The sequence below is a fragment of the Curtobacterium sp. NPDC098951 genome, from assembly GCF_044759965.1.
Taxonomy (GTDB): domain Bacteria; phylum Actinomycetota; class Actinomycetes; order Actinomycetales; family Microbacteriaceae; genus Curtobacterium.
In genome coordinates this window covers 88,068-97,424 of sequence record NZ_JBIWAG010000007.1, presented here as the reverse complement: position 1 = coordinate 97,424, position 9,357 = coordinate 88,068, and the positions used below count along the sequence as shown (strand labels likewise).

The 9,357-nt window shown below is 74.1% G+C and carries 12 protein-coding genes; 8 read left to right on the top strand and 4 right to left on the bottom strand.

Annotated features, from left to right (window positions below; translation table 11 throughout):
- Nucleotides 1-31: 31 nt before the first annotated feature.
- A complete protein-coding gene (locus ACIQUC_RS16700) occupies nt 32-820 on the bottom strand; it encodes an NRDE family protein (RefSeq protein WP_402269147.1) in 789 nt (262 codons plus the stop codon).
- A 65-nt stretch (nt 821-885) separates the two neighbouring features.
- Between ACIQUC_RS16700 and ACIQUC_RS16695 the strand changes: the two genes are divergently transcribed.
- The 8 genes from ACIQUC_RS16695 (at nt 886) to ACIQUC_RS16660 (ending at nt 7,759) form a co-directional block, all read left to right on the top strand.
- A complete protein-coding gene (locus ACIQUC_RS16695; protein ID WP_402269308.1) occupies nt 886-2,220 on the top strand; it encodes a bifunctional phosphopantothenoylcysteine decarboxylase/phosphopantothenate synthase in 1,335 nt (444 codons plus the stop codon).
- 110 nt (nt 2,221-2,330) lie between these two features.
- Nucleotides 2,331-2,729 carry a hypothetical protein gene (locus ACIQUC_RS16690; RefSeq protein WP_402269145.1) on the top strand — a complete coding sequence of 133 codons (399 nt, stop codon included), beginning with the start codon at nt 2,331-2,333 and terminating at the stop codon, nt 2,727-2,729.
- A complete protein-coding gene (locus ACIQUC_RS16685) occupies nt 2,726-3,556 on the top strand; it encodes a YqjF family protein (RefSeq protein ID WP_402269143.1) in 831 nt (276 codons plus the stop codon). Before ACIQUC_RS16690 ends, ACIQUC_RS16685 begins: the two co-directional genes overlap by 4 nt.
- Nucleotides 3,553-3,987, top strand: coding sequence for a DUF1810 domain-containing protein (locus tag ACIQUC_RS16680; RefSeq protein WP_022907141.1), 435 nt, complete (start codon nt 3,553-3,555; stop codon nt 3,985-3,987). Before ACIQUC_RS16685 ends, ACIQUC_RS16680 begins: the two co-directional genes overlap by 4 nt.
- Before the next feature lie 112 nt (nt 3,988-4,099).
- A complete protein-coding gene (locus tag ACIQUC_RS16675; RefSeq protein ID WP_402269141.1) occupies nt 4,100-4,750 on the top strand; it encodes a GntR family transcriptional regulator in 651 nt (216 codons plus the stop codon).
- A gap of 175 nt (nt 4,751-4,925) precedes the next feature.
- Nucleotides 4,926-5,387 (top strand): MarR family winged helix-turn-helix transcriptional regulator, encoded by a 462-nt coding sequence (locus ACIQUC_RS16670; protein ID WP_022907139.1) that lies wholly within the window; start codon nt 4,926-4,928, stop codon nt 5,385-5,387.
- Between the two features lie 285 nt (nt 5,388-5,672).
- Complete coding sequence (locus tag ACIQUC_RS16665; protein ID WP_022907138.1) at nt 5,673-6,536, top strand: hypothetical protein; 864 nt, start codon at nt 5,673-5,675, stop codon at nt 6,534-6,536.
- Nucleotides 6,537-6,610: 74 nt separating this feature from the next.
- Nucleotides 6,611-7,759, top strand: a complete 1,149-nt coding sequence (locus ACIQUC_RS16660) for a low temperature requirement protein A (RefSeq protein WP_022907137.1) — start codon at nt 6,611-6,613, stop codon at nt 7,757-7,759.
- A gap of 103 nt (nt 7,760-7,862) precedes the next feature.
- Here the strand turns inward: ACIQUC_RS16660 and ACIQUC_RS16655 are convergent, their stop codons facing one another.
- From ACIQUC_RS16655 to ACIQUC_RS16645, 3 genes are read right to left on the bottom strand one after another with little or no spacing between them, the layout of a single operon-like run.
- Entirely contained in the window at nt 7,863-8,171 is a 309-nt protein-coding gene (locus ACIQUC_RS16655) for a hypothetical protein (protein ID WP_022907136.1), read from the bottom strand.
- Entirely contained in the window at nt 8,168-8,800 is a 633-nt protein-coding gene (locus tag ACIQUC_RS16650) for a hypothetical protein (RefSeq protein WP_402269138.1), read from the bottom strand. Before ACIQUC_RS16650 ends, ACIQUC_RS16655 begins: the two co-directional genes overlap by 4 nt.
- A complete protein-coding gene (locus ACIQUC_RS16645; protein ID WP_402269136.1) occupies nt 8,797-9,351 on the bottom strand; it encodes an RNA polymerase sigma factor in 555 nt (184 codons plus the stop codon). Before ACIQUC_RS16645 ends, ACIQUC_RS16650 begins: the two co-directional genes overlap by 4 nt.
- Nucleotides 9,352-9,357: the final 6 nt, after the last annotated feature.

The following is a 9,357-nucleotide window of genomic DNA, read 5'->3' as shown; positions in this document are numbered from 1 at the left end:
GCGGTGCGCTCCGGAGGGACGGGCCGAGCGCTCAGGCGCGGTGGAGCTCGACCGAACCGTCGAGACGCCCCGGCTCGGTGAGCCGGGCGTGCTGCAGCACCGTGTGCGCGGGTCCGACGGCCGCCGCGACGATCGACAGCGTCGCGACGTGTCCGTCGTGCTCGTGCGCGTCCCGGAGGATCGCGTCCGGATCGTCCGCGGGCAGCGCGGCCGACTCGGCGAGCAGGCCGAACCAGCCGCTCCACCCGTCACCGGCATCGACCCCGGCGTCGGCCGTCCGCAGTTCGTCGAAGGGGCCGAGCACCGGCGGTCCGACCGGCGCGTCCACGGCGCGGAAGGCCTCGAGCCAGCGCTCGATGCGCGGCGCCCGGGGGTCGTCCGGCTCGCCGTGGGTGACCATGTGCACGCCGGGGCCGAGCACGGTCGTCCGGACCTCGGTGCCGTCCCACGTCGTGACCTCGGCGCCGTTCGCCGTCGCACGGACGAGGTTGAAGGCCCGGGTCGTCGGCACCGCGCCGTCGTGTCCCGGCAGCACCCCGGCGACGGCGTCGAGCGGGACGACCCCGCGGGTGGTCCAGGTACCGTCGGCGCTCTCGACCGGTTCACCGCGGTTGAGCACCACGGCCAGCCCGGCCGCGTCGGAGGCCGCGAGCCACGCGCCGCCGGCCGAACGGTCGCGGACGCCGCGGATCGACGGGTCGCGGTCGGGCCACCAGGCGGCGGGCGGGTCCCACGGTCGCTCGGGCGACTCGTCGCGCAGGGCGAGCATGGTGACGGGCCACGCGGACCCGGGCTCGACGCGGACGACGACGGTGCACATGGGATCGATCCTCGCACGACGCCCCGGGTAGCGTGACCGGTGTGAACGCAGCAGCAGAGCGCCGTCTGACCGTCGTCGTCGGGATCACCGGGGGCATCGCCGCGTACAAGGCCGTCGGGGTGGTCCGCGACCTGGTCAAGCGGGGCCACGACGTGCACGTCGTCCCGACCGAGGGGGCCCTGCGGTTCGTGGGGCTCCCCACCCTCGAGGCGCTGAGCCGCAACCCGGTGACCACGAGCGTCTTCGACGACGTCGCCGAGGTGCGCCACGTCGCGCTCGGCCGCCGGGCGGACCTCGTGGTGGTCGCCCCGGCCACCGCCGACGCCCTCGCCCGGATGGCCGCGGGGCTCGCCGGGGACCTGCTCGGCACGACGCTGCTCGCGACCGAGGCTCCCGTCGTGGTCGCACCCGCGATGCACCCGCAGATGTGGGAGCACCCGGCGACCCGGGCGAACGTGGCGACACTGCGCGACCGTGGCGTCCACCTCGTCGGCCCGGTCGTCGGGGCGCTGACCGGCGACGACGCGGGGATCGGCCGGATGGCGGAGCCCGAGGACATCGTCACCGAGGCGCTCGCGGTGCTCGACGACCGCGCGGGCACCGACCGAGCGGGCACCGAGCGGGTGGGCACCGACCGCGCAGGCGCCGAGCGGGCGGGCACCGACCGCGCAGGCGCCGAGCGGGCGGGCGCCACCGGGGTCGCCGGGACCGGAGCCCGTGGCGAGCTCGGTGACCTCGCGGGCGTCCGCGTCGTCGTCAGCGCAGGCGGCACCCGCGAGCCGTTCGACCCGGTCCGGTTCGTCGGCAACCGGTCGAGCGGTCGGCAGGGCATCGCGATCGCGGCCGACGCGGCCCGGCGCGGCGCCGAGGTGACGCTGGTGAGCGCGAACGTCGAGGCGTCGCTCACCGCCGGGCTCGACGTGCGGGTCGTCGCCGTCGGGTCCGCGCTGGAACTCGCGGACGCGGTGCACGCGGCAGCCGCGGAGGCCGACGTCGTCGTGATGACGGCGGCGGTCGCCGACTACCGTCCCCGCGAGGTGCGCGCCGAGAAGCTCAAGAAGGAGGCGCAGGGCGAGACCATGACGCTCGAGCTGGTGAAGAACCCCGACGTGCTGGCGGACCTTGTCGCGGCCCGCCGTACCGGGCAGATCATCGTCGGGTTCGCCGCCGAGACCGAACCGGACCGTGACGCCCGCATCGCGCTCGGACGGGCGAAGATCGCCCGCAAGCCGGCGGACCTGCTCGTGGTGAACCACGTCGGCTGGTCGTCGGGGTTCGAACGCGAGGAGAACGCCGTCGAGGTGCTCGTCCCCGGCGGCGACGTGGTGCGCGAGGCGTCCGGCAGCAAGGCCGAGGTGGCCGCGGTCGTCCTCGACCTCGTCGCGACCGCACTGACCTGAGCCCCGCACGCACCCGAGCCCCGCACGCACCTGTGCCCCGCACCGTCCCACACCGCGCCACCTGAGCGATCTCCGTGCGTGCCGGGCGACGCACGGGGCAGCATGGACCCATGCGACGACGCGAGCGCGCACGACGCGCCACCCGGACCGCCACCCTCCTCGCCGTCGTGCTGGGCGGGGCCGGCGTCACCCACTTCCTGCGACCGCGGGGCTACGACCGGATCGTCCCGGACGCCCTCCCGCCCCGGTTGACCACGCTGGCCTCCGGTGCCGCCGAGCTCGGGATCGCCGCCGGCCTGGTGGTCCCGGCCACCCGCCGCGCCGCGGGGTGGGCTGCGGCGGCACTGTTCCTGGCGGTCTTCCCCGCGAACGTGAAGATGGCGAACGACCTGCTGGACAGCCCGCGGTCGACGCGGGCGATGCGGCTCGTCTCGGTGCTCCGCCTGCCGCTGCAGGCTCCGCTCGTCGCCTGGGCCGTGCGCGTCGGCCGGCACGCGCCGCGGCGGTGACCGGGGCTGCGGCGGACCGCGCCGCCGTCCCGCTGCTGCACCGGCCGGTGACGGTGCACGCGTGGGAGGACGTCGTCTTCGCGCACTGGCGCCACGACCCCGCGTCGCTCGAGCGCCTGGTGCCGCGCGGGACCCGTCCCGACGTCGTGGACGGGAGCGCGTGGGTGGGCCTGACGGCGTACGTCTTCCGCGAGACCCGGGTGCCGCCGTTCCCGCCGTCGGGTCGGCTCGGCACGATGACCGAGGTGACGGTCGAGGTGCTCACCGTCGACGACCTCGGCCGCCACGGCGTCGCGTACCGGACGGTCGACACCGCGAACGTGCCGGCCATCGTCGCCGCACACGCGCTGCTCGGTGTGCCGTACACGTTCGCGCACGCACGGGCACGACGACGCGGCGACACCCTGTCGTACCGCTCGGTGCGGCACCCGGCGCGGTCCCTGCACCCCGTCCGGTGGCTGCGGGCACGGCACGGCACGACGGGCGGGGACGGTGCGGTGCGCTCGGGGGACGCGGTGCGACCGGGAGGCGCGGTGCGGCCCCGGCACGACGCCACCGTCCGGGTCGTGGCCGGCGAGGTCGTCGACGACCGGCTCGCGACGGAGCTCACGACGCGTCAGGGCATCCATGCCCGACACCTCGCGCAGACGATCTTCTGGCAGCGACAGCACCCGCCCCTGACGATCCGGTCGGCGCGGCTCGAGCGCCTCGCCGGCGACCTGCCGGACGCGGTCGGGGTGCCGGGGCTGCTCGGCCGCGATCCGGACTCGCTCCTCGTCGTGGACGGCACCACCGTCCGCTACGCGTGGGGCGACGTGGTGCGGTGAGCGAGGACCCGCACGACCTCGAGCGGTTCGTCCGCGCCCAGCAGGGGGTGTTCGACACCGCCGTCGCCGAGCTCGGCCACGGCCGGAAGTCCTCGCACTGGATGTGGTTCGTGTTCCCGCAGCTCACCGGCCTCGGCCGCTCGCCCACCGCCCAGCAGTACGCGCTCGACGACCTCGGTGAAGCCCGGGCGTACCTCGCCCACCCCGTCCTCGGCCCCCGGCTGCTCGAGGCGTCCGCCGCTGCCCTGGCAGCACCGGCACGGTCGGTCGACGAGCTGTTCGGCGGTGTCGACGCGATGAAACTCCGGTCGTCGATGACCCTCTTCGCCGAGGCCGCGACGGACCCCCGGCCGTTCCGGGCGGTCCTCGACCGGTGGTTCGGCGGGACCGCGGACCCGGTGACGCTCCGGCTGCTCCGACCCCACGACTGACCCGCTCCGGGCCGGGCGGGACACCGTTCACATATCAGGTACGGTGAACGGTGCGCCCGCACCCACCGGTGCCGAGCAACCGACCCGATGCCCCGATCCCGGAGGAACCCGCATGCCGGTCCCCAGCAGTGCACCCACCGAGCACCAGCTGCTCCGCGACACCGTCCGGCTGAAGATCCACGCCGCGATCATGGACGGCACGCTGGAGCCCGGCGAGCGACTGAACGACGACGAGCTCATCGCCTGGCTCGGCGTCTCCCGCACCCCGATCCGCGAGGCCCTGAGCCAGCTCGCCCGCGCCGGCCTCATCGAGATGGCACCGAACCGGTACACCCGCGTCACCACCCCGAACCCGGCCGAGGTGGTCGAGGCGCTGCAGACCCTCGGCGTCCTGTTCGGCGGGGTCGTCCGACTCGCTGTCCCGCGGCTCGGTGCGGGCGCGAAGAAGAAGATCCTCGCGCAGCTCGACGCCACGATCGCGGACTACGAGGCGCACGACGTCGCCGCGGTGAACCGTGACGCCCTCGCCGTGTTCGCCCGCTACGTCGAGGAGTGCGGCAACGAGAACCTCCAGCGCGTCTGCCGGGACACCATGGACGGTCTTGCGTTCCGCCTGCGTCTGCCGAACCTCGACGAACTCGTCGACTGGGACCGGATGACGGCGGACTTCCGACGACTGCGCGAGGCCACGGCGTCCGGCGACAACATCGAGGCCGAGCTCGCGACCGAGGCCATCCACCTGCTGCCGGGCGAGAAGCGCTGACCTCGCCTGAGTCCCCGTACAGGAACATGCCCGTCCCGCACTCGCGAGGCGGGCGTGACCCGTTCCGGACGGTCCGCGCCGGAGCCTCGCCCAGCCGCTCGTCGCTCCCAGTCACACGGTCCGGCGAGCCGGTAGCATCGCCCCGACCACCCCGTCGACCGCCACGGAGCACCGCATGAGCCACCGTCAGCCGGACCGCACCGAGATCGCCTCGCGCCTCGCCGCCGCGGTCGGCCGGATCAACCGACGGGCCCGGTCCGACTCGGCCGCGCTCGGGTACGGCATCGTGTCCGCGCTCGCGACGATCCAACGCGAGGGACCCCTGCGCCCCGGCGACCTGTCGCGGATCGAGGTCGTCACGAAGCCGACCATGACCCGCATCCTCACCGAGCTGGAGCAGCGCGGGTTCATCGAGCGCGAGGCCGACCCGCGGGACGGTCGCGCCTTCATGGTGACGGCCACACCAGAGGGTGCCGCGGCGGTCGAACAGGCGCGGTCCACGCGCACCGGCATCGTCGCCGAGCTCATCGCCGACCTCCCCGAGGCGGACGTCGACGCCATCGCCGCCGCACTCGACGCACTCGAGCGCGTGGCCCAGGGCGAGCGCACCCAGGAAGCTCACACCTCCGCTCCGTGATCGGGTCGTTACCGAACCGTTACCAACGGGTGGACGGACGGTTCTGCCAGCCAAACTGGACGCTGTGCCCAGCAACACCGGTCATCGTGGCGGCTTCGCCCAGCGGCGGCCACCCCCACGGCCGCACGTCGGCGGACGGACGGGCCCCACACCACCGTCCGGTCCTCCCCCGGCTCGCGAGCCCCTGACGACGGACGTGGACCCGTCCACCCCTGCGCGCTCCCCCATCCCCCGCACGCAGCGTCACGCGGCACGCACCCCAGAGTCGGCCGACCACCGGAACCGATGACAGGACGCAACACCGACCTCCCGACCACCACGGCCTCGACCAGACGTGAGGCCCTGAACTCCCCCACTCGGCGACTCCGTCGTGCGCTCCGCCGCCCCACCACGCTCATCGTGGGCGGAGCCGCCGTCCTCGCCGTCGCCGGAGGCATCGCCACCGTCGGCACGCAGCCCGCGATCGGCGAGGCCCTCGGCATGCCGACCGCCAGCGCCACCGCGGCACCGGCCCTCGCCGGCACCGCCCTCGACCGGGCGCAGGCCGCAGCGACCATCGCCACGGCCGAGACGGTCGTCGACGCGGCGAACGACAAGACGGACACCGCGACGCTCGAGCGCCGGATCGACGCACTCGACGACTACCGGTCGCTCTCCGGCGCCGCGCTCACCTCGCGGATCTCCTCGACGGTCGACGCCACCACCGAGGTCGCGGACGCCAGCGCCGTGCAGGACAAGCGCGACGCCGACGCGAAGACCGCCGCGGCCGCCGCCGCGAAGCGCGCCGCAGCCGAACGTGCCGCCGCAGCCGAGGCCGCTCGCAAGCAGGCGGCCGCGAACACGGTCGCCGGTGCGAAGGCGACCGCGAGCTCGATGGCCTCGTCGAAGTACGGCTGGGGTGCCGACCAGTTCCAGTGCCTCGACAACCTCTGGACCAAGGAGTCCGGCTGGAACTACCAGGCCGTGAACGCGAACGGCGGGGCGACCGGCATCCCGCAGGCGCTCCCCGGCTCGAAGATGGCGACGATCGCCTCGGACTGGCAGACGAACGCGACCACCCAGATCACCTGGGGGCTGCAGTACATCAACGACGCGTACGGCACGCCCTGCGCCGCGTGGGCGCACTCGCAGGCGTCGAACTTCTACTGAGTCGACGCGCTGCACCGACGATGAACGACCCCGGGTCCTGCACCCGGGGTCGTTCGTCGTGTAGGCATGCGCACGTGACCACCATCGGACTCCGCCGCATGGCGCCGCGCGACCCCACCGAGGACCACCGCGCCGCCAGTCCCCTCGAGCTCCTCTTCGACCTCGTCTTCGTGGTCGCGGTCGGGTTCGCCGCGACGAACCTGCACGAGATCGAGGTCGAGGGGCACGTCTCGTCCGCCGTCCTCGCGTACGCGTTCGTCTTCTTCGCCATCTGGTGGGCGTGGATCAACTTCACCTGGTTCGCGACCTCGTTCGACACCGACGACTGGCTCTACCGGGTGATGACGTTCGTGCAGATGGCGGGGGTGCTCGTGCTCGCCGCCGGGGTGCACGCCGTGATGGTCGAGGGGTCGACCACGATCGTGGTGCTCGGGTACGTCGTCATGCGGCTCGCGCTGGTCGGGCAGTGGCTCCGGGTCGCCGTCTCGTCGCCGCGGTTCCGGCGGACGGCGCTCCGGTACGCGGCGGGGATCGTCGTGGTCCAGGTGCTCTGGGTGCTCGCCCTCCTCCTGCCCGACGACGTCGCGCTCGGCGTGGTCCCGGTGCTCGTCCTGCTCGAGGTCCTCGTCCCGCCGTTCGCCGAGGCCGGCGCGCAGACGACCCCGTGGCACACCCGGCACATCGCCGAGCGGTACTCGCTGTTCACGCTCATCGTCCTCGGCGAGGGGCTCGTCGCGTCGGCGAACGCGGTCATCGACGGCATCGCGCACGCCGACCACCTCGGCTCGCTGCTGGTCCTGGCCGCGTGCGGGCTCGTGATCGTCGCCGGACTGTGGTGGATCTACTTCTCCCGCGAGCAGCACGACCGCATCCGCTCCCTGCCGACCGCGCTCGTGTTCGGCTACGGCCACTACCTCGTCTTCGCCGCGGCCGGAGCGCTCCCCGCGGGCATCGAGGTCGCGGTGAGCGCGGACGCGGGCGAGGCCGACCTGTCGCACGCGACCGTCGCCGCGACGATCGCGGTGCCGGTCGCCCTGTTCGTGCTGTCGATCTGGGCGTTGGCGCTCCGCCCGTCGCTCAGCCTCCGGTGGAACGTCGTCGTCGTGGTCCTCGCCGTCGCGGTGCTCGCGAGCATCGCCGTCCCGGCGGCGTCCCTCGTGACGACGGCCGTGCTCGTCGCCGCGGTGGTCGTCGTCCTCGAGGTGGCCGACCGTCGGCCGTGACCCGACGCCGGACCCGCGGGTCCGTGCCGTGGACGGCACCCACTGCAGGACGGGAGGCGCGGTGCGGGCCCGCACCGCGCCTCCCGTCCCTCAGGAGGGAACTTCAGCCGACGCGCGCGATCCGCACGTCGACGCGGCTGAGCGGCAGGCCGTGCGCGGTCGCGGCGTCGAGCGCCGCGAGGTGCGCCGCACGCGCGGTCTCCGGGGCCGGCACGGAACCGTCGGTGCCGATCACGACGCGGAGCACGTCGTCGTCGAGGACCACGTGCGCGACCGAGGCGCGGGACGCGAGGCGCTTCGCCGCGTCGACCGCGCTGCCGAGCGTCGGGCGTGCGCGGTACAGCTCGGCGACCCCGGGGACGGCGAGGACGGCGGCCTCGATCTCGGCGAAGGTCTCGTCCTGGGTGCTCATGCTCGGTCCTCCTCGGCGTCGTCGTCCGGCTCGTCGGTCGAGGGTGGCAGGAGGTCCCGCACCACGACGTCCACGGACGCCACGACGAGGTCCGTCTCGGTCGCGAGGACCTCGGCGACGGTCTCGCGGATGTCCGACGCCACCCGCTGGATCGTCGACCCGGCGCGGACCGCGATCTCGACGACGACCCGGACCGGCGCGCCGAGCTCGGTGACGTCCCCCTCGAGCGTGCAGCGTGCGATGAGGGCGTCGGGCACCGCGTCGCCGGCGGTGCGCACGAGGGAGCGGATGGCCCCCTCGGTCATCACGGGACGCTCGGTGGGCGCCACCGGACGGAGCGGGACGTCGCGCCCGGCGCGGGCCTCGAGCGAGATGTTGGCGAGCACGCCGCTGATCCACGACTCGTCGGCCGGGGCCTCCTGTTCGGCCGCGGCCTCGAGCGAGCCGAGCGACGACTGCCGGAGCCGCACGATGGCCGCGAGGGCGTTCTGGCACGCGGCGGAGTGGTCGATGCTCGGGTCGGCCGGCTGCATCCCGGCGTCGAGGTAGTCGGTCAGCTCGTCGATCGTGTGGCCGTCGAGGTCGTCGGGTTCGAGGGAGTCGAGTCGGACGGGATCGGATTCGGTCATCGCCATCCCTCCATGAGACGGATCATGTTCTTGCGCGCCCGGGACAGCAGGCCGCGGACGGTCGAGGGCGGGAGGTCCAGTTCCTCCGCGATCGCTTCGTACGAGTACTCGAGCACTTCCTTCATCAGCCACGTCCGCCGTTGCGCCTCGGGGAGTTCCGCGAGCGCGGTCTCGACCGCTTCCTCGCGGGAACGGGCCTCGGCCACGCGGTCCGGAGCGTCGTCCGACGGCGCCTCGACCTCGAGCTCGGTCACGTCGTCGTGGAAACGACGGGCCCGGATGCGGTCGATGCACTTCCGGCTGAGGATGCGCATGAGCCACGCCTTGACCCGGGCGCCGTCCTGCAGCGTGTCGAGCTGGTTCCAGGCGGTGATGAACGTCTCCTGCACGACGTCGTCGAGTTCGTCGGTCGACCCGAGGGTCCGTCGCGCGTAGGCGCGGAGCAGCGGCGTGTGCCGTCGGATGAGGACCTCGAACGCCCGGACGTCGCCGTCGGCCGATCGACCGGCGAGGACGCCGTCGTCGAGGTCGGTGAGGGGCTGGTGGGGCACGGTCTC

What these genes read in the sequence shown, in the direction of transcription:
- ACIQUC_RS16700 (WP_402269147.1), bottom strand. Translation starts at nt 820, where the DNA reads ATGTGCACCGTCGTCGTCCGCGTCGAGCCCGGGTCCGCGTGGCCCGTC.
- ACIQUC_RS16690 (WP_402269145.1), top strand. Translation starts at nt 2,331, where the DNA reads ATGCGACGACGCGAGCGCGCACGACGCGCCACCCGGACCGCCACCCTC.
- ACIQUC_RS16675 (WP_402269141.1), top strand. Translation starts at nt 4,100, where the DNA reads ATGCCGGTCCCCAGCAGTGCACCCACCGAGCACCAGCTGCTCCGCGAC.
- ACIQUC_RS16670 (WP_022907139.1), top strand. Translation starts at nt 4,926, where the DNA reads ATGAGCCACCGTCAGCCGGACCGCACCGAGATCGCCTCGCGCCTCGCC.
- ACIQUC_RS16665 (WP_022907138.1), top strand. Translation starts at nt 5,673, where the DNA reads ATGACAGGACGCAACACCGACCTCCCGACCACCACGGCCTCGACCAGA.
- ACIQUC_RS16655 (WP_022907136.1), bottom strand. Translation starts at nt 8,171, where the DNA reads ATGAGCACCCAGGACGAGACCTTCGCCGAGATCGAGGCCGCCGTCCTC.
- ACIQUC_RS16650 (WP_402269138.1), bottom strand. Translation starts at nt 8,800, where the DNA reads ATGACCGAATCCGATCCCGTCCGACTCGACTCCCTCGAACCCGACGAC.